Here is a 23,570-nt window from a genome sequence, read left to right as displayed (position 1 = left end):
ATAACAACAGCGTGGGTCAGATCTCGGTGACAATTTTGGCGGTTGCCGGGTCAAATCTCAGTGGCAATCAACACCATGACTACCGTTGACACCAATGCCGCCCGGTCTTCTGGCGGCGCAGGCGGGAACTCTTTGACCTATGCAATAGGCCTGCGCTGTATGCGTCTGGCGCTGGCCGCTGCGGCTGTGATTGCCGCTGGCTACTTCATGAACAATCTCTTCGTCTGGGCACGTGATTACCCGGAGTCCTGGGTCATGCCTCTCAGCGGGTATATTTGAGCTTTCTTTGACTGGCTCGGCTATGAAGCGGATTTCGGGCTTATTGCCTTCCGCGACCTGACTCGCGCCGTTTCGCAGGTGCTGAAGTGGCCTCTCGCCTTCACCGAAGGCCTGCTGGTCTCCGGCTTTGGCGGCGCGCCGCTGCTGCCGCTGCCCTGGGTTACGGTAACGCTGATCTTCTCTCTTGCTGGGCTGCTTTTTGGGAGTTGGCGGCTGGCTGCAATTCTACTTGGGTGCTTCACCTTTCTGGCGGTCTTCGGCGTCTGGGAGCCCGCGATGAACACGTTTTCGCTGGTGCTGGTCATTGTCCCGTTCGCCGCGTTGATGGGCATGGCCGCGGGCGTTGTGCTGGCCGGGGCGCCACGGCTGGAGCGGGAGCTTTCACCTGTGCTGGATGTGATGCAGAGTACACCGCATTTTGCCTACCTTGCCCCCATTGTCGTGCTGTTCGGGTTCGGCCAGGTGCCTGCGTTGCCGGATGGCAGGCTGCACAAGGTGGCAGCTTCTCAGCAAGGTGCGTTTCCCTGCCGCCGCAGCAACGCTGCTGCCGGGCCTCAACCAGGTCATCATGCAGACCCTGGCAATGGTAGTTATCGCCTCCCTCATAGGGGCGTCCGGACTGGGCCATGGCCTGCTGATCGCTCTGATTTCCCTGAAGCTCGGGACCGCTTTGGAGCTTGGTGCCGCCATTGTCGTGCTGGCCGTCGCTTTGGACCGGCTCAGCCTAGCGGCCTGGCGCTATGATCCCTATAAGCGGGGCGAACAGAAACGCCGCCGGGGCATCCTTCTTCTTGGCGTTGTGCTGTGCGTGGCAACTGTTGCTGTCGCAACCCTTTGCAGATGGGCTACACCTTTATCCGGCGGCCTATACAGTGACTTCAGCACCATTTTGGGATGCTGTCGTCATCTACGTTTCGGACGAGTGGTATGATGGGCTGCAGGCGTTCAAGAACTTTCTGCTGAGTTATGTCCTCATTCTCAGCCGTAATGCGCTGCTCTGGCTGCCCTGGCCCGTTGTCATCGCCCTTGTTGCTATGACTGGTTACCGCATCGGAGGTGGGAAACTGGCTGCAACGGTTGCAACGCTGGCTGCCTTCCTGCTGATCACCGGGTTCTGGGTTCCAACCATGATCACGCTTTACATGATTGCCATGGCAGTGGTTGTCAGCATTCTGATCGGCCTGCCAATCGGGCTGCTCGCCTCGCGCAACGAACGGCTGTCAAGTTTCATCCTGCTGATCTGCGATACGCTTCAGACCTTCCCGTCCTTTGTTTACCTCATCCCTGTAGTCATGCTGGTCAAGGTCGGTGACGTGGCGGCTATCACGGCGGTCATTGCTTATGCCACTGTGCCGATGATCCGATACACGAACCTAGGCCTGCGTAGGGTTTCGGCACAAACCAAGGAAGCGGCCGAGGCAATTGGCTGCACCAAGCGGCAACTGCTGTGGAAGGTCGAGCTGCCGCTGGCGCTTCCGGAAATCATGCTGGGGATCAACCAGACCATCACGATGGGGCTGTTCATGGTCGCGATTGCAGCGCTCGTCGGCACCAAGGACCTGGGTCAGCAGATCGCTTGGGCACTGTCGGACGGCGATACCAGGCGCGGCTTGATCGCGGGCCTTTGCATCGCCAGCCTCGGCATCACCGCCGACCGGATCCTGCGCACATGGAGCCGCAAGCGCAGTGAAGCGCTTGGCCTCACGGGCTGAAAGGCTTGCCGCACAAGAAATACGGAGCTGAATCATGGGCATTCACACAGTGAACACCAGCCGGTGGAAACACCTTGTCGAACCGGGGATTTCCCTGTGGCAACAGGGGATCGAACGCGATGAAATCGCGTCCAGGTCACTCTCTGCTTACCAGGTCTTTGCGGGCGATACCTTGCACTTCGTTGCAATCGAGGGCGGACAGGTTTGCGATCTTCTTTTTCTTACCTCGGACGGGCGCCGGGATTCTCATGGCATCAAGGAGATTGAAGGGCAGTCCGGGACAGTGGTCTTTGAACTGGGCACGGGCACACAATTCTATAGCGGTGAAGCTCTTGCCTCTCTCCGCAGTTTCATGAAGCGCAGGAAATATGATCCGGTGGGCCGGTCGGCGGTTCGGTTATATGAGGATCAGCCGCTTCCCGGGGTCCGCCAGGGCTTCACAGTTGCGGAAGACGGGTATTGCCTGATCGCAGCTCCAAGCCTGGCTATGAGTGTTGCCGGAGACCATGCGCCGGCCCGTGTAGAAGTTCTTATCAAGCGGGCCAATCCGGAGAAGTCCCTGCTGCGCAAACTGCCTGACCCGCTGGCTGATCCGCTGCAGGACATCCATGTTCCCCACTCCTCCGCTGTAAGCTATGAAGTCAAAGCCGGAGACTTCATTCAGATTATTGACGTATCCGGCCGGCAGTGCTCCGACTTCCAGGCGCTGACGCTACGGGGGCTCGACCGGGGGCGCGAGCTGGACATTCACCACACCACGAAACGCTCGCTGATGGGGGCTGCTTATCCCGCACCGGGGCTGCACGCCAAGTTCTTCAATGTGGACCAGGAGCCGATGTTCGAAGTCATCCGCGACACGGTCGGGCGGCATGATACCTTCGGACTCGCCTGTTTTGCGCGGTTCTATGAGGAACTGGGTTACCCGGGTCATGTCAATTGCACTGACAATATTAACCAGCGTCTGGCCGCCTATGATGTCGCGCCGCGGGCCGGATGGGAGGCGGTGAACTTCTTCTTCAACTCCCGGACCGAGCATGACAACGCGCTGTCGTTCGACGAGGCCTGGTCGCGGCCCGGCGACAATGTGCTGCTGCGCGCCCTTACCGATTGCGTATGCCTCTCCACCTCTTTCCCGAATGACCTCGACCCGGCGAACGGATGGAACCCGACCGACATCCATGTCCGCACCTACAGCGCTAAAGAAATCTTCTCGAAATCCGTGGCGGTAAGAATGACACCCGAAGCAAAACCAACCCTGACACGCCAATCGCCTTTTCACAGCCGGACTTCAGCTCTGACAGGGGACTACAGCGATTTCGGAGGCGTCTGGCTGCCGGCCAGTTTCCGGAACCACGGCACTGTCGGCGAATATCATGCTTGCCGCGAAAAGGTTGTCATAATGGATCTGTCCTCCCTGCGGAAGTTTGAGGTCACCGGGCCGGATGCGGAAAATCTGATGAACCTGGCAGTGACCCGCAATGTCCGCAAACTCTCGGTGGGGGAAGTCGTATATACCGCGATGTACCACGAGACCGGCGGCATGATCGACGATGGAACCCTGTTCCGGATGAGAGAGTAATTGTTCCGCTGGGTGTGCGCCGAGGATTATTGCGGCGTTCGGCTGCGCGAGCTTGCCGCGAGAGAAAACTTCAAGGCCTGGGTGAAACCGTCGACCGAGCAGCTAGCCAATCTTGCGGTACAAGGACCGTTCAGCCGCAAGACTCTGGAGAAGATTATCTGGACACGGGACTGCGAGACCCCATTGACGGACCTGGGATGTTTCCGGTTCTCGATCGCCCGGCTGCATGGGTTTGACGGCATCCCGCTGGTGGTGTCGCGCACCGGCTATACCGGCGAGCTGGGGTATGAGGTGTTTTGCCATCACGCCGACGCGCCGGCCGTCTGGGATGCCATTGCCGAGGCCGGGGCGGAGTTCGGCATTGCGCCGTTTGGCACCGATGCCTTGCAGATGGTGCGGATTGAGGCCAGACTGGTCATGGGACACTATGAGTTCGATGACACGATTGACCCGTTTGAGGCGGGTATCGGGTTCACGGTGCCCTTAAAATCAAAAACCGATGATTTCGCCGGGAAGCTGGCATTGCAGCGCCGCAAAGAGCAGGGACGGTTTAAGCTGGCAGGACTGGAACTAGATGGCAATGAACTGGCCGAACACGGTGATCTGCTTTTCTCAGGTCGCGCGCAGATCGGGGTGGTGACCAGCTGCACGCGTTCGCCGGTCCTGAAAAAGACAATCGCGCTGTGCCGGATTGAAAAGGACTACGCAGCTGCGGGCAGCTGTGTTGAAATCGGCAAGCTTGATGGGCCCCAGAAGCGCCTAAAGGCGTGAATTGTGCCTGTGCCGTTCTATGATCCCGAAAGAAAGCGGGTGCGGTCATGACAACTTGCTGCTGCTGCCAGCGGGAGGGAAGTCATCAATAATCGGTACTCTTCCTAGATGTGAGTGTAATGGCGTCTGACCCGAAAACGATCATGATAGTTGACGATGACCCCGGTATCTGCGGGCTGCTGAGCGACTATTTGGAGGATCAGGGGTTCCGGGTCAGGGGCTTTCCCACCTGCGCTGAGGCGCGTGAATACCTGCGCAGCGGCGAGGTGGATCTGCTGGTGCTTGACCTGAATCTGCCCGATGAAAACGGGCTGGTCTTCCTGCAGAAGTTTCGCAAGACCACCGAGACGCCCGTCATCATGCTCACCGGTGTCAGTGACGAAGCGGACCGAATTGTTGGCCTTGAACTGGGGGCCGACGACTATGTCACAAAGCCGTTTAGCCCGCGTGAACTTTTGGCGCGAGTTCGGGCGATCCTGCGCCGCTCGTCTCCTGATGCATAGCCGCCAGGGCCGGATGGTGGTAGCAATCAGGAAGAGTATGGTTTCAACGGCTGGACCCTCAAGATCATCGGTAGGAAACTGATCAGCCCGGGCGGCACGGAGACTGGTCTGTCCAACAATGAATTCAATCTTCTGCACGCGTTGTGCCAGAACATGAACGTTCCGATGTCCCGCCAGGAGCTTATAGATTTCAGCAGGGTAAGCGGCGATGAGATTTTTGATCGCAGTATAGATGTCCTCGTATACCGGCTGCGCCAAAAAATAGAGCCGGATCCTGCGGTGCCGGTTGCGCTCAAGACCGTCCGCAATGTCGGGTATGTATTATGCGGCGAGCAGGTTCCGGGCGCGGCGGGCCGGAATTGACAAAGGCATCGGTACTTGGATGCTCTTCAATGGCGGTTGTCACCCACAGGGGCGCCCTGTACATCTGCGATCAGCAGATCCGCCTGCCCAGGCAGAGCCCGGAACGCCGGCGGTGGCCGTCGGTCGGTGACAATCAGGTCGTTTGCCGCAAGCTCCGGCAGACGCAGCGCTGGACTGGTGCTGGCTTCGTTGAATTTTGTTGAATCAACAGCCATGATGGTTTGCTCGGCAATTTCCTTCATTGCCCCTGCCATGTCCGCTTCGCACTGATCATAAACCATGAACCCCCTGGCCGGATGGACCAGCGAGGCAGAAAGCACCGCAGTCTGCACAGAAACACTGGCAATCACATCATAGGCGGCCCGGTCGAATGCGGCACCGTCGTGATTGCGCAGCTGTGTGCCCGCCATGAACACTCGGTTTCCTTCCTCCATCGACAGCGTGGCAGCGATGAATGCCGAATTGGTTACCACGGTGAGGTTTTTGCGCGTCCGCAGCGCTTGGGCAATGAAGCCAGAGGTGGAGCCGGTGTCGATGGCGATGGCGCAGCCGTCGGGGATCCGTTCAGCAACCGCATTGGCAATCGCAACCTTCGCTGCCCGGTTCTGGGTCATGCGCGCCATGAAGGGAGGGTCTAGCACATTCTGAGTGCTGACCAGCGCGCCATGCACCTTGGAGAGGCGCCCGTCTTCGACCATGGGCTTCACGATCCGCCGAACGGTCTGATCCGAAACCTGCAGAATCCGGGCCAGGTCCATGACGGAAACCCGCCCGTGCAGGTTCACGGTGTTGAGTATGTCTTGCTCGTATTTCGACATTTGTTGACGCTTTTATGTTGCCTGTTGGAGGTTAGGGCCAGTTTTTCCCGCAATCAATCGACAAATTTCAACGAAATAGCAACATAAGTGTTGATTTGTGTTGTTTTTGGGATTTGATTTCGCCAAGGATCTTGCAACAGGGAAACGTCATGACCACTCACTCAGCCAAGCATCTCATCATTGGCGGCGGTATCATCGGATGCTCCATCGCCTATCATCTGGCCCGGGCAGGCGAGAGAGACGTGGTTTTGCTGGAAAAAGCGTCGCTGACGGAAGGCGCCACCTGGCATGCGGCCGGCCTGGTCGGGCAGTTGCGTTCCTCGCGCAATACCACCCGGATGCTGAAACGCTCGGTGGCGCTTTATGACCGGCTGGCCAGTGAGACCGGCATGGAGTTCGACTGGAAGAAAGTGGGCAGCTTGCGCCTGGCCGCAACCAAGGAGCGGCTGCTGGAAGCCAAGCGGCTAGCAACGATGGCGCGCAGCTTCGATCTGGAAATGGAGATCATCACAGCAGCCGAAGCCAAGGAGCTGTTCCCCTATATCGATGCGGAAGGCCTGGAAGGAGCCGCGTTCATTCCTTCGGACGGCCATGTGGATCCCGCCAGCCTCTGCCAGGCGATTGCGGCCGGGGCCCGCATGCACGGCGCGCAAATCCGCCAGGGCGTCAAGGTCGAGGATTTCGAGCTGAAGGGCGGCCGCATTTCCAGGGTGATGACGTCCGAGGGAGACTACGAAGCCGAAACCGTTGTTCTGGCCGCGGGAATGTGGAGCAGGGAACTGGCCGCGAAACTGGGTGTTGTTGTCCCCGCCTGCGCGGTCGAGCACCAGTACATCGTGACCGAACCGCTGCCTCAGCCGGCGCTAGTCAAAGGGCTGCCGACGCTGCGCGATCCGGAGCGGCTGGTCTACTACAAGCCGGACGCCGGCGGGCGGCTGGTGATCGGCGGTTATGAAGAGGGGACGCTACCCTTTGGCGACAACGGCATTCCGGGTGAGTTCGTGCGCCAGCTGCTGCCGGACAATCTGGACAGGTTTGCCCCGCTGGCGGAGCTGGCAGGCCAGGTCACGCCGGTTGTCAACGAGGTCGGAATCCGCCAGGTCATCAATGGCCCGATCCCCTATTCCGCAGATGGCGATTTCGTCATGGGCTGGGCACCCGAACTGAAGAACCTGATGCTGTCGACCGGCTTCCTTTACGGCATTGCCGCTGGCGGCGGCGCCGGGGAGATCATTGCGGAATGGATATTGGAGGGACGGCCGAGCCTGGACCTGTGGCCGCTGGATGTGCGCCGTTTCAGCCCGCACCACGCCACCCGCGCCTTCATGTACCCCCGTGCGGTGGAGCACTACGCGCATCACTACAAAATGCGCTATCCGGGCCAGGAGGCGGAGACCGCCAGGAACCTGCGATTGTCGCCGCTGCATGACAGGCTGAAGCAGCATGGCGCGGTGTTCGGCTCGAAAAACGGCTGGGAGCGCCCGCTGTGGTTCGCCCCTGAAGGTGTGGAGCCGGTGGACCAGCTGGATTTCCTGAACCCGGGCTGGAAGGTGTTTGCTGAACAGGAACACAAGGCCGCCCGGGAAGGCGTCGTGCTGATCGACCAGTCCAGCTTCTCCAAGTTTGAGCTGATCGGCCCGGGAGCCCTGGCCGCCATTCAGAACCTCGCGGTGTCCAACATGGACAAGCCGGACGGCGCGGTGATTTACACGCAGCTTTGCAACGAGAAAGGCGGCACCGAGGCGGACATCACAGTCACCCGGCTGGGGCGCGATCATTTCTACATCGTGACGGGCGCTGGGTTCGGCGTGCATGATGCCGACTGGATCCGCCGCCACCTGCCCGGGGATGGATCGGCGCAGCTGATTGAGATGACCTCGGCCCGCGCGGTGATCAATATCTGCGGTCCCAAGTCGCGGGAGGTGCTGCAGGTGGTTGCGGAGGAAGATGTGTCCAACGGGGCCTTTCCGTTTGCAACCGCGCGGGAGATCACGCTGGGCGCCGCGAAGGTGCGCGCAGCCAGGATCGGCTATACCGGTGAGCTGGGATGGGAGCTTCATGTCCCGGCGGAATTCGCCCTGCATGTCTATGACCTGCTGTGGCAGGCAGGGCAGGATCACGGCATCCGCGACCTCGGCTACCGGGCCATCGAGTCGCTGCGGCTGGAGAAAGGCTATGTGTACTGGAGCGCTGATATCACTCCGGATTACTCACCTGTCGAGGCCGGTCTCGCTGCCCGCGTGCATCTGAAGTCCAAGGGAGATTTCCTGGGCCGCCCGGTTCTGGAACGGCAGAAAGCACAGGGGACCAGCCTGCGTCTCTGCACCTTTGCAGCGGAGGAGCGGCTGCCGATGACCGGCGGTGAGACGATCCTCCATCAAGGGGCCGCGGTATCGCTTGCCTGCAGCGGCGGCTATGGCCCCACAGCCGGAAAGACGATTGTCTACGGCTATCTTCCGGCGGAATTGGCCGGGGAAAGGGACTTTGAGCTTGAACTATTCGGCGAACACCGCGCGCTGCGCAGGGTGGACGGGCCGCTTTTTGACCCCGCCAATGACCGCCTGAAAGCCTGAGGGAGGCCGCAATGAATATGGAACATGTCACTCGGATTACCGAAGCGTTGCAAAATCTTAAGGGGTTTGTAGACCGTGATGCAACGGAACTTCAGGTGCAGCGCCTGGGAGGTTTGACGAACCTGGTCTACCGCGTGGAAGGCGGGCCGCAGGCAGTGATCGTGCGTATTCCCGGAGAAGGCACCGAAGAGTATATCGACCGCTCTGTGGAGATCCATAACGCCCAGGTTGCAGCAGACGCCGGGGTCGGGCCAGTGGTCCTGTGGGCGGATCCTGCAACTGGTGTAATGATCAGCGAGTGCATTCCGGAAATTGCCACCATGACCCCGGAATTGTTTGCCGAACGCCCGGGGGCGGCGGCGCGGGCGGGAAGGGCTCTGCGGCAATTGCATGATGCGCCGGCCCCGTTTAAGTTCCGCTTCGAACTGTTTTCGATGATCAGCGGCTATATGGAGGTGCTGGCCGCCAAAGACGCCAGTATTCCCGAAGGCTATGCCGAGGTGGTCGCCGAAGCGGCTCCGATCAGGGAACTGCTCAAGGCTAGGCCCGGCAAGCTGGTGCCCAGCCACTGCGACCCGCTTTGCGAGAACTTCCTGGATAACGGCGACCGGATGTGGATTGTCGATTTCGAATACTCAGGCATGAATGATGCGCTGTGGGATCTGGGCGATCTGTCAGTTGAGGCAGGCATGACCGAGGCCCAGGAACGGGAGATGCTGACAGCCTATCTCGGCTCCCCGCCGGGTGCTGCACAATACGGGCGAATGGTGATCTACAAAGCGATGTGCGATCTGCTTTGGACACTCTGGGGGCTGATCCAGCACGCGGACGGCAACCCGGCGGAGGACTTCTGGGCCTATGCCACCAACCGTTTTGCGCGCTGCAAGACCCTTATGCTTGCGCCCTCCTTTGCGGACCATCTGGCCGCCGTTGCTGCTGAATAACCAACAGTTCCGTCTTTAACTTGCAGCCTGCATGCTGCGCAGCACACAGGCTAGCCTTAAGCCTTAGGGGAATATCTTGGTCGTTTTTGACTTCGACGGTGTTATCGCAGACTCGCTTGGAATTTGCACAAGGGCCTGCATCCACGCAGCCAGGCAGCAGGGCTGTACCCGCCCGCTTGCGGAAAACCCGTTTGCCGGTCTGGAACAGGTCAGTTTTGAAGGGCTGGCTGCGAAACTGGGCCTCGACACCCGGGCCTTTGCAGCGGATGCCTGCAGTTATCTTGAACACTGCCAGGAGATTGCACCGGTGTTTCCGGGCATGGCTGAAACTTTGCAACACGTGGCTTCGAGCGGCCGACTCTGCATTCTGTCGGCGTCGCCCCGCAGTACGATAGAGCCATTCCTCCAGTTTCACGGCTGCTATGAGCATGTGTCCGTAATACTTTCGCGGGATATTCCGGGCGGCAAGGCCGGGAAGCTGAAAGCCCTGCAACGTGCGGCGCCTGAGCCTGTCACCTGCATGGTGGGCGATGGGGTCAGCGACATTGCTGCTGCGAAACAGGCGGGTATTCCGCCGGTAGGGGTGGCCTGGGGATGGCAGGCGCCGGAATTGCTTCGCGAGGCCGGAGCGGACTTTATTGCCGACACTCCCGTTCACATTGTCGGTATCGTGGCAGCTCTATGAAAAACAGCGGGTCCGGAACAATGCGCTTTCGCGGAGTGATTTTCGTAAATCTGCCCGGTTCTGGGTGCCTTGCCGTTGAAGGTCTGGCCAGTTCCGCAGACGCGAAAAAGCCTCCAGCGGGTGACCCCGCTGGAGAAGTCGGGGGAAATTCTACATCGCGGCCTTAAACAACTGGGCGAGGTTCTCCTCGGTCAGCTCAATGGGGTTGCCGCCGCATGAGGGGTCAATGATGGCGCCCTTGACCAGTTCGGGAACCGCCGCCTCGGTGACGCCCAGGTCGGACAGTCCGCGCGGGATGCCCAGGGAGTCGTTCAATTCCTGCACGAAGCTGCGGAAACCGTCGAAGCCGCCCTCAATGCCCAAGTAAGCCGCGGCCATGTTGAAACGGTCGGCAATCGCAGAGGCATTGAACTCCAGCACGCTGGGCATGCAGACCGCATTGGTAGTGCCGTGGTGGGTGTTGAAATGCGCGCCGATCGGATGGCTCATCGCGTGGATCGCACCGAGGCCCTTCTGGAAGGCAGTGGCGCCCATTGCAGCCGCCGACATCATCTGGGCGCGGGCCTCGATATCGGTGCCCTCGGCATAGGCGCGCGGCAGGTAGTCCTTGACCAGCCGCATGCCTTCCAGCGCGATGCCTTGGGACATCGGGTGGTAGTGCGGCGAGGAGAACGCCTCGACGCAATGGGCAAAGGCATCCAACCCGGTGCCAGCGGTGATGAACTTGGGCATGCCGACGGTCAGCTCAGGATCGCAGATCACCACTGCAGGCAGCACCTTGGGGTGGAAGATGATCTTCTTCTGATGGGTGACGCTGTCGGTGATCACCGAGGCGCGGCCGACTTCGGAACCCGTGCCTGCGGTGGTCGGCACGGCGATGACCGGCGCGATGGCATCGGCGTCGGCGCGGGTCCACCAGTCGCCGATATCCTCAAAATCCCAGACCGGGCGCGTCTGGCCCGCCATGAAGGCGACCATCTTGCCCAGGTCCAGGCCTGAGCCGCCGCCAAAGGCGATCACCCCGTCATGGCCGCCGGCCTTGTAGGCAGCGACGCCGGCGTCCAGGTTCTTCTCATTCGGGTTCGGATCGACCTCGGAGAACATGCCGCGGCCGAGGCCCGCAGCCTCCATGATGTCCAGGGTTGATTGGGTCACCGGCAGATCGGCCAGGCCCTTGTCGGTGACCAGCAGCGGGCGCTTGATGCCCGCGGCCGCGCAGTCATCCGCCAGTTCCTTGATCCGGCCTGCGCCGAACTTGATTGCGGTCGGGTAGGACCAGTTTCCAACGAGAGACATGTTGTGTTCCTTTGATGCAAGTGGCCCGCCCCGGGAGGAGAAATGGGGCGGGCGGGCCGCCCTTAGCCGGTCACCTTCTTCAGGTGATAGGATTTCGGACGGGTTAGATTGTGATAACCGATGACCGACAGGCCGCCGCCGCGGCCGGTGTCCTTGCAGCCGGTCCAGCAGAGGCCCGGATCCAGGTAATCGGCGCGGTTCATGAAGACGGTGCCGGTCTCGATTTGATCGCCCACGGCTTGCGCCCGCTCCACGTCAACAGTCCAGAGCGAGGCGGTCAGGCCGAAGTCGCTGTCGTTCATCAGAGCGATGGCCTCTTCGTCAGAGGACACCTTCATGATGCCGACGACGGGGCCAAAGCTTTCCTCGCGCATCACCCGCATACCGTGGGTGACATTGGTCAGGATCTGCGGTGTCAGATAGGCACCGCCGTCATCCTCGGCAAAGGTGCCGATATGGGCCACTGCACCGGCCTCAACCGCCTCGGCAATCTGGCCGCGCACTTCATTGGCAAAGCGCACATTGGCCATCGGGCCGATGGTGGTCTCCGCATTCAGCGGGTTGCCCAGCTTGTAGCTCTTCACGATGGCAACCGCCTTCTCGAGGAAGGCGTCAAACAGGCTTTCATGCACGTATATCCGCTCGATGCCGCAGCAGCACTGACCGGAGTTGAACATGGCGCCGTCAATCAGCGTGTCGACCGCCGCGTCCAGGTTGGCGTCTTCCATCACATAGCCCGGATCCTTGCCGCCCAGCTCGGTGCCGACGCCAGTGAAGGTGCCGGCTGCCGCGCGCTCCATCGCCTGGCCGCCGCCTACCGAACCGGTGAAGTTCACGAAGTTGAACGCTTTTCGGGCAATTAGCTCCGACGTGGTGTCATGGTCCAGAAAGACATTCTGGAACACGTCCTCAGGGATGCCTGCGGAATGGAAGGCCTGCGCCATCCGCTCACCCACCAGCAGGGTCTGGGTCGCGTGCTTCAGCACCACGGTATTGCCGGCAATCAGGGCAGGGGCTACGGTGTTGATCGCGGTCATATAGGGGTAGTTCCAGGGCGCCACCACAAAGACCACCCCGTGCGGTATACGCTTAATGTAGCGTTTGAAAGTAGCATCCTCGCCGACCTCGATATCCGCCAGCGACTCTGCAGCGATCTTCGCCATATGGCCTGCGCGCTCATTGAAGCCGCCAAACTCGCCGCCATAGCGTACCGGGCGGCCCATCATATGCGCCAGCTCCGGCACGATCTCCTCGTTCATCGCGCCGACGGCAGCCACGCCCGCCATCACCAGATCAATGCGTTCCTGCAGCGGCCGGGCCGCCCAGGCCGCTTGCGCCGTCCGCGCCCGTTCTGCCGCCGCAAGGGCGTCCTCGCGCGACAGCACCGCGCGCTCTGCAAAGACCGATCCGTCGATTGGCGAGATGCATTTCAATACCTGGCTCATTGCCATTCACTCCATTCAGAAAGGGCAAAGCCCTCTTCATCTTTCCGAAAATACTTCGGGGGTCCGGGGGCTGGCCCCCGGCGTTCTCCGGTGTCAGGCCCGCTCGAACCCACGGGCGATCTCGTAGTCGGTGACCACCCGGTCGAAATCCTCGATCTCCACTTCCGCCGCGCGGACGTAGTGATCCACCACGTCATCGCCAAGGGCTTTGCGGAGCATCTCCGAACCTTTCAGCGCTGCTGCCGCGTCCCGCAGGGTGCCCGGGATCTTACCGGTATCGCCCTGGTAGACATCGCCCCTGGTCGGGGCTTGCAGCTCCAGGCTTTCTTCAATGCCCGCAATACCGGCGGCCAGCATGCCTGCCATCGCCAGGTAGGGGTTCATGTCGGAGCCCGGAATGCGGCATTCGACCCGGATGGCCTTGGTGCCGTCCCCGCACAGCCGGTAGCCCGCGGTGCGGTTGTCCACCGACCAGATGATCCGCGTGGGCGCAAAGGTGCCCTTCATGAAGCGTTTGTAGCTGTTGATATAGGGTGCCATGAAGGCGGTGTAATCAGGCGCGTATTTCAAGAGGCCGGCCATGTAATTCTTCATCAACGCCGACATGCCCAGTTCGTCGCTCTCGTTATAGAACGCGGGCTTGCCGTCCTGCCACAGCGACTGATGCACATGGGAGGAGGAGCCGACCTTGTCGTGGCTCCACTTCGGCAGGAAAGTCACTGCATGGCCCTGTTGCTCCGCGATCTCCTTGATCGCGTGCTTGGCAATGGTGTGGAACTCTGCCGTGTCCATCGCCGCCGCGTATTTGATGTTCAGCTCCTCCTGGCCGGTTTCCGCCTCGCCCTTGGAATTTTCGATCGGAAGGCCCGCATCCCACAAGTGGTTGCGGATGGGGCGCATCACATGCTCCTCGCGGGTGGTCTGCAGGATGTTGTAATCCTCGTTGTAGCCGGAAATCGGCTCCAGATCGCGGAAACCGGAGCGGCGGATCTGGTCAAAGCTTTTGGCGAACAGGAAGAACTCCAGCTCGGTGGCGCACATCGCGTCATAGCCCATCGCTTTCAGGCGGTTCACCTGTTTCTTCAGGATCGCGCGGGGGGAGTGGGAGACTTCTTCGTGCGTATGGTGATCCAGCACGTCGCACATCACCATAACGGTGCCCTCCAGCCACGGGACAGGGCGCAGGGTGGAAAGGTCAGGCTTCATCACATAATCGCCGTAACCCCGCTCCCAGCTGGTCGAGGCATAACCGTCCGGGGTCGCCATCGCGAGGTCAGTCGCCAGCAGATAGTTGCAGCAATGGGTTTCTTCCCAGGCGCCATTCACGAAATGCTTGGCGTGGAAGCGCTTGCCCATCAGGCGGCCCTGCATGTCCACAAAGCAGACCAGCACGGTGTCAACGGTGCCATCGGCAACCTGGTCCTTAAGAGTGTCGAAGGTCAGTATTCCGCTCAAACCACCATTTCCTTCTTCTTGAGTTCATTCACTGCCGGGATCAGCAGTGCCAAAATGTCGAGAGCCATTTCTGAGGCCATTTCCTCGGTCGCAAGCAGATCATTGCGGACTTCGATCATCACGTTGGCCAGCCCGCGGCTGACGGCATGGAGTTTAAGCGAATGGGTGACACCATCGGCCGGGCCATAGGGTTCATTGCGGGCAATCTTCCGGTTGGGAAGTTTGCCAGCATGATTCAGCATGAGATCCACCAGACGGCTGTCTTCGTCATGCAGCAGTCCCAGCTCCACATTTCGTGGTTTGCCGAAATAGACCGGGGTAAAGGAATGCACTGTCACCACAATCGTCCCGGGCCCCCGTTTGGCCAGCACATCCGAGACAGCGCGGCAGAAGGGCCGGTAGACAGCTTGGGTGCGGCCCTGGCGTGCTGCTGCCGTCAACCCGGTATTTCCGGGCACCTTGATCAGTTCCGACTGTGCGGGCATCGCGCTGGGAGCCTCGGGCGGGCGGTTGCAGTCATAGACCAGCCGCGACACCGCTGATGCAACAACCGGCCCATCCAGTGCCTTGGACAGTTTCAGGGAAAGATCCAGGGCACCTGGGTCCCACGCAGCGTGGCTCTTAAGGTCATCGGGCGCCAGCCCGAGGCCATCATAGATCGCTGGGATGTGCGCAGAAGCATGTTCGCAAATTATCACAACAGGCCCTGCGCCATTGGGATTAATGACTTCGAAAGGTTGCAGCGTCATTACCGGCCTCCTTTGCGGTACAACTTATGGACGGGCGGCGCACCCATTCATGGCTTTTCGGGATTTGCTAGGAAGCAAATTAGCTGTTCAGCAGCTCAATCAGGACGGCATGCAGTTCCGACGATGCGGCGGATATCACCGCACCCTCAGAGTCCAGCGTCAGCCGTTTACCCTGCCAGTCCGTCATGATGCCCCCTGCCGCTTCGACGACCGCTGACACAGCCAGGAAGTCATAGGGCTTCAGATCATAGTCGATCACCGCATCGACATGACCGGCCGCCAGCAGGGCATGGGGATAGCAATCGTATCCGAACCGCCGGGTCTGCCCCGCCTGGAGCAGCTGGGCCGTGACGGACGGATGATCCGCCAACAGCTTTTCCCCCTCGTTGATGTAGAGGACCGCTGCGTTCAAATCGCGCTGGCCTGAGACGTGAATGAGCGTGCCATTGCAAGTGGCCGGAATCCCGAGGCCGCCGCAGTACACTTCGTTCAATGCCGGCATGCTGATGGTTCCGGCCTGCAGCTGACCTTTGTTCAGGAATGCAATCAGCATGCCGAACAGCGGATGGCCGGAGATGAAGGAACGGGTCCCGTCAATTGGGTCGATAATCCAGAGATGGACCTTGCCGTCGCCCTCGATGCCGGTTTCCTCACCGAAGATTCCGTGGTCCGGATATTTCGCGGTGATAGCTGCCTTCAGCTCCCGCTCTACAGTCTGATCCGCGAGGGTGACCGGGCTAAGGTCGGCCTTGAAATCGACAGCAGTGCCCTGGCGAAAAAAGCTCAGCGCAGTCGCGGCGGACATTTCGGCCCAGGCTGCGCAGTCACGCAGGACCGTTTCCGCCGAAGGCGATTCTGAAAAAGAAGAAATCTGGGTCATGAGAGTGTTTTCCGAGATCTGATCAGGTTGCTGGGCCAGCCTTTGAACCGTCGAGGGATTTGCGTAGGGCGTGTGGCGTCGTGCCGTAGATTTGCTGAAAGGCGGAGGCAAAACTGGCGCCGGAGGAGAACCCGGTCGCGATTGCCACTTCAATCAGTGTCATGTTGGTTCTCAGCAGTAGTTTCCGGGCATGGTCGAGCCGCATCTGCCGGTAGTAGCTGTACGGCGTAGTGCCGCAGTGCTTTTTGAAGTGCCGTTCGATACGGCGCGGGGACGATCCTAGAATGCGCGAGACTTCCACCATCGGGAGCGGGTGCTCAAGGTAATCCTGGAACAGGGCAATGGTCTTGTTGACCAGGCTTGAACCGGACAAAGCTGCGTGCAAGACCTCTCCATTCTGGGTGCTGCAGGCGTCACTCAGGCGAGTATGGATGAAGGTCTGTGCCAGACGTGTAGCCGCCGGTTTGCCACAGACTTCGGCTACGATGTGCAGGGCGAGATCCAGCGACCCGGTTTTGCCGCAGGACGACCAGTCTCCGTCGTTGACCGTGCAGACCTGGTCCGATGGGGTCAGGGTGCTCATTAGCCTGCTGAACTGTTCCCGGTTTTGCCAGTGAACCGCACAGCTGCTGCTTTTAAAGACGCCGGCCTTTGCCAACGTCAGTGCGCCGCCGCCGACCGCAGCCACCTGGCAACCCTTGCGCCGGAGGATCTGCAGGGCCGCTCTGAAATGCTGGTTGTTGCCGACGCTGGACTTGTGGCCGCCGAAAATCACGAGATAGTCCAGCTCTTTCAGAGCATCGGCCAGCGGACTGGTTTGCACCACGGCGCTGCAGCTGCCCTGAACAAAACCGCCATTGCTGGACAGCACGTCAACTTTCAAGCTGCTGCCGCAGGTTTCGCCCACCTCATGCAGCGCCGCCGCAAACAGTGCGTACTCCTCCATCGGGAAACCGGAAAACACGTAGAGCCCGACGCTTGCGGATTGACCTGGCCTGCCGCCGGCGGGCCGTGCGGCCCCCCGGACAAGCGCATGATCGCGGAAGCTGCTCTGTTTCAAGTGTTGCATCATCGTATTCCTGGTGATGGAGGAGCGCCGGTTCAGACCTTTACCCGGCTCATCGACGGGTCGTAGAGCGGGCTGAGCTGCACCTTGCAGGGGACGCGTTCGGTGGCGACCTCCAGCTCGTAGTCCCCGGTCAGCACATAGTCGGCATCCACGCCTTCGGGATTGCGGATGTAGCCGTAGCCGATGGACTGCCCGACGGTGTGGCCATAGCCGCCCGAAGTCAGCCAGCCGACGCGTTTGCCGTTGCGGTAGATGGTTTCCCGACCCAGGAGCACCACGCCGGGATCGGTGGTGAAACAGGCGAGCATCTTCTTCACGCCATCCGCCTTCTGCGCTTGGGCGGCGGCGCGGCCCTTGAAGGGGATGTCCTTCCTGAGCTTCACCGCCCAGCCAAGCCCGGCCTCGAACGGGGTGTGGTCGGGGCCGATATCCGAGCCCCAGGCGCGGTAGCCTTTTTCCAGACGCAGGGATTCGATCGAGCGGTAGCCGGCATTGACCAGCCCGTGCGGTTTGCCTGCCTCCATCAGCGCGGCATAGACGGTCTGGGCGTACTCCACCGGCAGGTGCAGTTCCCAGCCCAGCTCACCCACGTAAGTGACGCGAAGCGCCTGCACCGGGCAGCCGGCGATGCCGATAGTGCGGATGGTGCCGAACTTGAAACCGTCGTTGGAGACATCGTCGCGGGTGACAGCGGCGAGGATGCCGCGTGCTTTCGGCCCCATCAGCGACAGTACCGCGTTGGAGGACGTGATATCGAACAGCTGGCAGTTCATCCCGTCGGGGATATTGCGACGGATCCAGTCGAAGTCATGGGTGGCATAGCCGGTGCCGGTGACGATGTAGAACTCGTCATGTGCGACACGGCCCACCGTGAGATCGCATTCGATGCCGCCCTTGTCATTCAGCATCTGGGTGTAAATCAGCGATCCCACCGGCTTGTTTACGTCATTGGCGCAGATCCAGTTCATCGCGGCCAGCGCATCCGGGCCTTTCAACGCGAATTTGGCAAAGGATGTCTGGTCGTACAGCGCCGCCGCCTCGCGCGCTGCCTTGTGCTCGCGGCCCACTGCGTCGAACCAGTTCTGGCGGCCGAAGCTGTAGACGTCTTTGGGCGTCTCGCCCCGGGCGGCATCGGCAAACCAGTTCGGGCGTTCCCAGCCGAGTTTCTCGCCGAAGCAGGCGCCCTGGCTTTTCAGCGTGTCGTAAAGCGGCGACTTGCGGCAGGGGCGGCCGCTGTCGTGCTCCTCATGCGGCCAGGCCATGGTGTAATGCTTGCCGTAAGCCTCAACGGTGCGGGTGCGGACCCAGTCGGTGTCGAAATGCGGCCGCCCGAAGCGGCGGATGTCAGCAGACCAGAGATCAAAAGGCGGCTCGCCGTTCTTCACCCATTCCGCCAGCGCCATGCCTGCGCCGCCGCCCGCGGCGATGCCAAACGCGTTGAAGCCCGCGCCGACATAGAAGTTCCGCAGTTCCGGCGCCTCGCCGATGATGAAGTTGCCGTCGGGGGTGAAGCTTTCCGGCCCGTTGGTCAGGGTCTTGATGCCGGCATGCTCCAACGCCGGGACACGGCCAAGCGCCTGTTCCATCAGCTGCTCGAAGTGGTCGAAGTTGCTGTCCAGCAGCGTGTAGTGGAAGCCCTGCGGAATGCCGTCCTTGGCCCAGGGGATCGGGTTCGGCTCATAGCCGCCCATCACCAACCCGCCGACTTCCTCCTTGTAGTAGGTCAGCCGGTCCGGGTCGCGCAGGGTGGGCAGGCCCGAGGGGACGCCCTCGAACGGCTCGGTGACCATATACTGGTGCTCCATCGGCACCAGCGGCACGTTGACGCCAAACCGCTTGGCGAAGGTGCGGGTCCACTGGCCGGCGCAGCAGATCACCTTCTCGCATTCGATGCGGCCATGTGCGGTGATCACGGCGCGGATCTTGCCGTTTTCGATCTCGATATCGGTGACCTTGGTGTCCTCGAAGATCCTGGCCCCGGCCATCCGCGCGCCTTTGGCCAGCGCCTGGGTGATGTCGGAGGGGTTGGCCTGGCCGTCGGTTGGCATGAAGGCAGCACCTATGACGTCGGAGATATCCATTAGCGGCCACAGCTCCTGTGCCTCTTTCGGGGTCAGCAGCTCCATCTCCAGACCAAAGGAATGCGCGGTGGTGGCCTGGCGCTTGACCTCTGTCCAGCGTTCCTCGTTGCACGCCAGCCTTAGGCCGCCGTTCATCTTCCATCCGGTGCCAAGGCCGGTTTCCTCTTCGATCTTGTTGTAGAGATCGACCGAATAACCCAGCAGCTGGGTGATATTGGCGTTAGAGCGCAGTTGCCCGACCAGCCCTGCGGCGTGGAAGGTGGTGCCTGAGGTCAGCTTCTTCCGCTCCAGCAGAACGGTGTCGGTCCAGCCCAGCTTGGCCAGGTGGTAGGCAGTGGAGCAGCCGATGATGCCGCCGCCGATGATGACTGCCTTGGCAGTAGAGGGAAGTTCAGTCATGTCAGTCCTCAGGTGTTTTGAAAGTCGTCAAGCGCCGCGCGGAAGCGCGCGAGGTTGCTGGCGGTGTAGGCCGCGTAGTCAAAGTCGATTTCGGAAGTGATCTCGGAAACCATGCTCCACATGGTCTCGCGCAGAAGCGAAGCGCATTTCATGGCGCTGTAGCGATGCAGCAGGTCATCACTCATCGGCGCCTCGAAGTAGGTTTCCAGCAGCCATTGCTCCTGCGCCTGCGATAGCCCGTTGTTGGAAGCGAGGCCGCCAAGGTCGAACAGTGGCGAGTTGAAGCCGGCATAGTCGAAGTCGATCAGCCAGAGCCGCTGGCCGTCGTCGAGGAAATTGCCGCACAAGAGGTCGTTGTGCCCGAAGACGATGTCGAAGGGGCCTGCCGCCTGTTCCAGCATGCTGCCGGTGTCCGCCAGTTCCGAGGCCGCCGCCGCATGCGGGCTGTCCTTGTCCCGCAGGGTGGCGGCATAGTCCCGGATCACATGGAACACCCAGAACACCAGTGCCGGGCCGCGCAAATGCTTGGGCACTTCGCGGTGGCAGGATATTACCAGCTCCAGCACCCGCGGCAGCATGGCGGGGTCGCGCAGATCCGCTTCGCTCAGGGTGCGGCTTTCGATAAACTGCAGCACGGTCAGGTCATCTTCGGCATGCACCACCGCGGGCGACAGGCCTGCGGCATGGGCGGCGCGGCTGGCGGCCAGTTCATTGAAGCGCATCACCTGGTGCAGCGGGATGTCGTCGCCCGCCCGCACCACGTATTTTCCGGCGCTGTCCTCAACCAGGTAGTTCACGTTAGTGATGCCCCCGGTCAAAGGCTGCGTGGTGATGGAGCCGCGCCAGATCGGCAGCGCGTGGATGCGCTCAAGCAGGCTGACGCGTTTTTGCAGATCGGATTGGCTCATGGTCAGCTCTCCAATCCAAAGCGGATGCGGGCGCCGCGGGCACCGGCGTTGATCAGCCGGTCGGCGATGATGGCGATAAAGGCGATGGCAAGCCCGGCGACCAGGCCGCGCCCGGTGTCGGCCTTGGTCAGTGCAATATAGACCTCCTGGCCCAGGTCGCGGGTGCCGACCAGCGCTGTGATCACCAGCATCGACAGCGCCAGCATGATGGTCTGGTTGATGCCCAGCAGGATCTCCGGCAGCGCCATCGGCAGCCGAACCAGGCGCAGCAGCTGCCATTTGGTGCAGCCGGATACCAGGCCCGCCTCGATTAGCTCGCCGCTGACGCTGCGCACCCCGTGGGCGGCATAGCGGACAGCCGGTGCCAGCGCATAAAGGACGATGGCGATCATAGCGGTGAAGTCGCCAACCCGGAACAGCATCACCACCGGGATCAGGTAGACGAAGCTGGGCAAGGTCTGCAGGGTGTCGATCAGCAGGTTGATGGCGATGCCCGCGCGGCGGTTCAGCGCGGCCAGAACGCCCAGGGGAACCCCGATCAGGGTGGCAAGGATAACCGAGGCGCCGCAGAGATAGACAGTGACCATCGCCTTGGCCCACAGGCCGCTGACTGCAATCAGGGCAGACATCGCGCCGCACAGGGCTGCCAGCTTCCAGCCTCCGGCACGCCAGCCGAGCAGTGTCAGCATGGCAATGGCCCAGGGCCAGGGAATGCCCAGCAGGGTTTTCTTGATTGGCAGCAGGAACCACTGCAGGAAGAAGATTTTCACGGCCTCGAACGCATCGAAGTAGTTCACGTTCAGGTACTTGACGGTGTCATTCCAGAAATCGCCGGTGGTGATGGTCTGGCTTTGCGGGTAGTCCAGCAGCAAGGGCGAGAAGCGGCCCAGCACCCAGGTGACCGCCAGCAAGCAGAGCACCAGCACCGTACGCTTGTTCCGGGCGGCCCAGGAACCAGGCTTTGTGTGGTGGACCTGGCCCATGCGCTCTGCGAAAGCCTGACTCAGCCGGTCCACCGCAATCGCCAGGACTACGATTGCGATGCCCGCCTCAAAGCCCGCGCCGATGTCGAGGCGGCGCAGCGCGGCCAGAACGTCGAAGCCAAGACCGCCCGCGCCGATCATCGAGGCGATGATCACCATGTTGAGCGTCAGCATGATCACCTGGTTGACGCCGACCATCAGGCTTTGGCTGGCCGAGGGCACAAGCACCCGCCACATCAGCTGCCGCCGGGTGGTGCCGGCCATCCGGCCGAAGTCGAGGATTTCCGGATCCACTGCCTTGAGAGCCATGATGGTGATGCGGATCATCGGCGGGGTGGCATAGATGATGGTGGCGACCAGCGCCGATACCGGGCCAAAGCCGAACATGAACAGGATCGGCACCAGGTAAGCGAAGATCGGGATCGTCTGCATCAGGTCCAGAACGGGGGAGAGGATGCGCTCGCCCAGGGGATGGCGGTAGGCCCAGATGCCGGCCAGCAGCCCGCCGCCCGCGCCGATCGGCACCGCGATGAGCACTGAGGCCAGCGTGACCATGGCGCTGTCCCATTGCCCGAAAACTGCGAGATAGGCAAAGCAGGCTCCAACAAGCGCGGCCAGACCCCAACTGCGGCAGTAGTGCCCCAGGGCGATCACCGCAGCGGTGACGGCGATCCAGCTGGCGGCTGGGAGCAGAACCTGCGGCTCCGGGCCGGGATCGAACAGAAAGCCGCGTGCCAGCAGGTTCAAGGCCAATTCATAGGGCTGCTCGATCAACCAGGCGATGGCGCGGGTGGCATCGGTGAAGGAGACCGGGCCGACGGCTGCCTCCTCCATCAGCCAGGCCATGGCAGCGGAGATGTATGTGTTGAACGGGATATCCCAGGAGGGCGGAACCTTGACCAGCCAGCGCGCATCCAGCGCCTTGGCCAGGTCGCGGCCGAACCAGCCCAGCAGGATCGTGGCCAGCACCAGCCCCCAGCCAGCCGCGGCCTGCCGTGTAAGATGCACTTTCATGCCGCCTCTCCCGTGCCGAACAGCACCCGTGCCACCGCCGTGCGGCCAATGCTGCCAACGATCCGGCCGTTCGCGTCGCACACCGGGCGCGGGGCATCCGCGGCGATGATCTGTTCCGCGACCTCCGACACCCGGGCGGCTGCCGGAACGGGCAGGCCCTCGGCTTGCGTGCCAGGGGTCATGATGCCCCCCACCGTCAGCACCTTGGAACGCGGGATGTGCCGGGTGAATTCGGCGACATAGTCCGTGGCCGGGTTCAGCACCAGTTCCTCTGGAGTGGCGACCTGAATGATCTCGCCGTCTTTCATGATGGCAATGCGGTCGGCCAGGCGCACGGCCTCCTCGAAGTCGTGGGTGATAAAGACGATGGTTTTGTGCAGGCGCGCCTGCAGGCGCATGAATTCGTCCTGCATTTCACGGCGGATCAGCGGATCAAGCGCCGAAAAGGGTTCATCCAGAAACCATAGGTCCGGTTCCGTCACCAGAGAGCGGGCGATACCGACGCGCTGCTGCTGACCGCCGGACAGCTCGCGCGGGTAATAATCCTCGCGCCCTTTGAGACCCACAAGATCCACAACTTCGCGCGCCTTTTCCTCGGCTTCCGCCTTGGGCGCGGCCTGAACGGTCAGCGGGAACATCACGTTCTGCAGCACGGTCAGATGCGGCAACAGTGCAAAATGCTGGAACACCATGCCCATCTTGTGGCGGCGGATCTCGATCAGCTCCTGCTCGCTGGCAGTCAGCAGATCAACGCCGTCGAACAGAACCTGGCCGCCGGTGGGTTCGATCAGCCGCGACAAACAGCGTACGAGGGTGGATTTTCCGGAGCCGGACAGCCCCATGATGATGAAGATTTCCCCTTCGGCGATGTCGATGCTGGCGTTGCGCACCGCTCCGATGATGTCGGCCTGTCGGATGTCGTCTCCGCTGGGCGCCGGGTTGCCGCTGAGGAACTCTTGAGCATTGGCGCCATAGAGCTTCCAGACATTGCGGCAGGAGAGTTTGGTGTTGGGTGTCATTGAAGTCGGCTCCGGCGGCGGTCCGCACAGGGCGGCCGGGCATGT

20 protein-coding genes and 1 pseudogene are annotated in these 23,570 nt (G+C 61.4%); 10 read left to right on the top strand and 11 right to left on the bottom strand.

Annotated features, from left to right (window positions below; all coding sequences use genetic code 11):
• Nucleotides 1-60 precede the first annotated feature (60 nt).
• From OEZ49_RS14535 to OEZ49_RS14505, 7 genes and pseudogenes are all read left to right on the top strand, one after another.
• Nucleotides 61-279, top strand: a complete 219-nt coding sequence (locus OEZ49_RS14535) for a hypothetical protein (protein ID WP_263388987.1) — start codon at nt 61-63, stop codon at nt 277-279.
• Nucleotides 280-757: 478 nt separating this feature from the next.
• On the top strand, nt 758-1,210 hold the full coding sequence (locus tag OEZ49_RS23050) for an ABC transporter permease subunit (RefSeq protein WP_397545669.1): 453 nt from the start codon (nt 758-760) through the stop codon (nt 1,208-1,210).
• The gene (locus tag OEZ49_RS14525) at nt 1,152-1,991 is read left to right on the top strand and encodes an ABC transporter permease (RefSeq protein ID WP_263388985.1); all 840 of its coding nucleotides are present in this window, start codon (nt 1,152-1,154) and stop codon (nt 1,989-1,991) included. Before OEZ49_RS23050 ends, OEZ49_RS14525 begins: the two co-directional genes overlap by 59 nt.
• 34 nt (nt 1,992-2,025) lie before the next feature.
• A pseudogene (locus OEZ49_RS14520) lies at nt 2,026-4,032 on the top strand (DUF1989 domain-containing protein); the annotation flags it as partial.
• A 15-nt stretch (nt 4,033-4,047) separates the two neighbouring features.
• Nucleotides 4,048-4,341 carry a glycine cleavage T C-terminal barrel domain-containing protein gene (locus OEZ49_RS14515; RefSeq protein ID WP_263388991.1) on the top strand — a complete coding sequence of 98 codons (294 nt, stop codon included), beginning with the start codon at nt 4,048-4,050 and terminating at the stop codon, nt 4,339-4,341.
• A gap of 143 nt (nt 4,342-4,484) precedes the next feature.
• A complete protein-coding gene (locus OEZ49_RS14510) occupies nt 4,485-4,844 on the top strand; it encodes a response regulator (protein ID WP_263388984.1) in 360 nt (119 codons plus the stop codon).
• A gap of 63 nt (nt 4,845-4,907) precedes the next feature.
• Nucleotides 4,908-5,207 carry a winged helix-turn-helix domain-containing protein gene (locus tag OEZ49_RS14505; protein WP_317853175.1) on the top strand — a complete coding sequence of 100 codons (300 nt, stop codon included), beginning with the start codon at nt 4,908-4,910 and terminating at the stop codon, nt 5,205-5,207.
• Nucleotides 5,208-5,233: 26 nt separating this feature from the next.
• On the opposite strand, the gene OEZ49_RS14500 is transcribed toward OEZ49_RS14505, so the two are convergent.
• A complete protein-coding gene (locus OEZ49_RS14500) occupies nt 5,234-6,025 on the bottom strand; it encodes a DeoR/GlpR family DNA-binding transcription regulator (protein WP_263388983.1) in 792 nt (263 codons plus the stop codon).
• Between the two features lie 131 nt (nt 6,026-6,156).
• On the opposite strand from OEZ49_RS14500, the gene OEZ49_RS14495 reads away from it, so the two are divergent.
• The 3 genes from OEZ49_RS14495 to OEZ49_RS14485 all read left to right on the top strand — a co-directional run bounded on the left by OEZ49_RS14495 (nt 6,157) and on the right by OEZ49_RS14485 (nt 10,227).
• Complete coding sequence (locus tag OEZ49_RS14495; RefSeq protein WP_263388982.1) at nt 6,157-8,598, top strand: GcvT family protein; 2,442 nt, start codon at nt 6,157-6,159, stop codon at nt 8,596-8,598.
• Between the two features lie 11 nt (nt 8,599-8,609).
• Complete coding sequence (locus tag OEZ49_RS14490) at nt 8,610-9,542, top strand: choline/ethanolamine kinase family protein (protein WP_263388981.1); 933 nt, start codon at nt 8,610-8,612, stop codon at nt 9,540-9,542.
• Nucleotides 9,543-9,618: 76 nt separating this feature from the next.
• Nucleotides 9,619-10,227: an HAD family hydrolase gene (locus OEZ49_RS14485; RefSeq protein WP_263388980.1), complete on the top strand. Its 609-nt coding sequence runs from the start codon at nt 9,619-9,621 to the stop codon at nt 10,225-10,227.
• Nucleotides 10,228-10,377: 150 nt separating this feature from the next.
• On the opposite strand, the gene OEZ49_RS14480 is transcribed toward OEZ49_RS14485, so the two are convergent.
• The 10 genes from OEZ49_RS14480 to OEZ49_RS14435 all read right to left on the bottom strand — a co-directional run bounded on the left by OEZ49_RS14480 (nt 10,378) and on the right by OEZ49_RS14435 (nt 23,525).
• On the bottom strand, nt 10,378-11,523 hold the full coding sequence (locus OEZ49_RS14480) for an iron-containing alcohol dehydrogenase (protein WP_263388979.1): 1,146 nt from the start codon (nt 11,521-11,523) through the stop codon (nt 10,378-10,380).
• A 62-nt stretch (nt 11,524-11,585) separates the two neighbouring features.
• Entirely contained in the window at nt 11,586-12,968 is a 1,383-nt protein-coding gene (locus OEZ49_RS14475) for an aldehyde dehydrogenase family protein (RefSeq protein WP_263388978.1), read from the bottom strand.
• Between the two features lie 93 nt (nt 12,969-13,061).
• The gene (locus OEZ49_RS14470; RefSeq protein WP_263388989.1) at nt 13,062-14,414 is read right to left on the bottom strand and encodes a glutamine synthetase family protein; all 1,353 of its coding nucleotides are present in this window, start codon (nt 14,412-14,414) and stop codon (nt 13,062-13,064) included.
• Between the two features lie 5 nt (nt 14,415-14,419).
• The gene (locus OEZ49_RS14465; RefSeq protein ID WP_263388977.1) at nt 14,420-15,172 is read right to left on the bottom strand and encodes an N-formylglutamate amidohydrolase; all 753 of its coding nucleotides are present in this window, start codon (nt 15,170-15,172) and stop codon (nt 14,420-14,422) included.
• Between the two features lie 79 nt (nt 15,173-15,251).
• Nucleotides 15,252-16,052, bottom strand: a complete 801-nt coding sequence (locus tag OEZ49_RS14460; RefSeq protein WP_263388976.1) for an inositol monophosphatase family protein — start codon at nt 16,050-16,052, stop codon at nt 15,252-15,254.
• Nucleotides 16,053-16,074: 22 nt separating this feature from the next.
• Entirely contained in the window at nt 16,075-17,121 is a 1,047-nt protein-coding gene (locus OEZ49_RS14455) for a GlxA family transcriptional regulator (protein ID WP_263388975.1), read from the bottom strand.
• 32 nt (nt 17,122-17,153) lie between these two features.
• Entirely contained in the window at nt 17,154-19,601 is a 2,448-nt protein-coding gene (locus tag OEZ49_RS14450; protein ID WP_263388974.1) for a GcvT family protein, read from the bottom strand.
• Between the two features lie 8 nt (nt 19,602-19,609).
• Complete coding sequence (locus OEZ49_RS14445) at nt 19,610-20,509, bottom strand: phosphotransferase (RefSeq protein ID WP_263388973.1); 900 nt, start codon at nt 20,507-20,509, stop codon at nt 19,610-19,612.
• Between the two features lie 2 nt (nt 20,510-20,511).
• Nucleotides 20,512-22,506, bottom strand: a complete 1,995-nt coding sequence (locus OEZ49_RS14440) for an ABC transporter permease (protein ID WP_263388972.1) — start codon at nt 22,504-22,506, stop codon at nt 20,512-20,514.
• A complete protein-coding gene (locus OEZ49_RS14435; protein WP_263388971.1) occupies nt 22,503-23,525 on the bottom strand; it encodes a quaternary amine ABC transporter ATP-binding protein in 1,023 nt (340 codons plus the stop codon). Before OEZ49_RS14435 ends, OEZ49_RS14440 begins: the two co-directional genes overlap by 4 nt.
• Between the last annotated feature and the right edge of the window lie 45 nt (nt 23,526-23,570).

It is taken from the genome of Ruegeria marisflavi, from assembly GCF_025673445.1.
Taxonomy (GTDB): Bacteria; Pseudomonadota; Alphaproteobacteria; order Rhodobacterales; family Rhodobacteraceae; genus Ruegeria_B; species Ruegeria_B marisflavi.
The sequence above is the reverse complement of the archived record's forward strand: the minus strand, read 5'-3'. Positions and strand labels throughout refer to the sequence as shown.